Source organism: Fusobacterium sp. SYSU M8D902, from assembly GCF_040199715.1.
Classification (GTDB): Bacteria; Fusobacteriota; Fusobacteriia; order Fusobacteriales; family Fusobacteriaceae; genus Fusobacterium_A.
Map to the genome: position 1 here is coordinate 1 of NZ_JBEFNA010000074.1, position 887 is coordinate 887.

Here is an 887-nt window from a genome sequence, read left to right on the forward strand (position 1 = left end):
CTAGAAGAAAAAGTTATTTCTATGTATGGATTAGGTATGTCTACAAGAGATATTAATAAACATGTCCAAGAAATTTATGGTATTGATGTTTCTGCTGAAATGGTAAGTAAAATTACTGATAAAATTATTCCTTTAATTGAAGAATGGCAAAATAGACCTCTTGAAGAAGTATATTATTTTACTTTTTTAGATGCAGTTCATTTTCATGTGAAAGAAGATAAAGCAATAGTAAAAAAAGCTGCTTATATAGTTTTAGGAGTTAATTCTGAAGGAAAAAAAGATGTATTAGGAATCTATATAGGTGGAAATGAATCAGCTAAATTTTGGTTATCTGTTTTAAATGATTTAAGAAATAGAGGAGTAAAAGATATTTTAATAGCTTCTGTAGATGGTTTAACAGGATTTTCAGAGGCTATTAAAACAGTATTTCCTCATACAGACATTCAGAGATGTATTATTCATCAAATTAGATATACTTTAAGTTTTGTTAGTTACAAAGAAAAAAAGGAATTTGCAAAAGATTTAAAAGAAATATATACAGCTCCTAATGAAGAAACAGGATATTCTGCGCTGGAGGAGTTAAAAGAAAAATGGTCTAAAAAATATCCTTATGCACTGAAAAGTTGGGAGAATAATTGGGGTGAATTAAGAACATTTTTTAAATTCAGCCCAGAGATTAGAAGAATTATGTATACAACAAATGTAATTGAAAATTTGAATAGAATATATAGAAAAGTAACAAAAACAAGAAGTAGTTTTCCAACAGATATGGCTTTAATGAAATTATTATATTTATCAACAATTAATTTAACCGAAAAATGGAAAACAGGTTATGCGAAAGATTGGCATTTGATAAAAGGACAATTAGCAATAGAATATGAAGAAAG

At 26.9% G+C, this 887-nt stretch carries 1 protein-coding gene; it reads left to right on the top strand.

Annotated elements, in window-relative coordinates:
- On the top strand, positions 1–887 hold an 887-nt coding region (locus ABNK64_RS11105), incomplete at both ends, for an IS256 family transposase (RefSeq protein WP_349764439.1).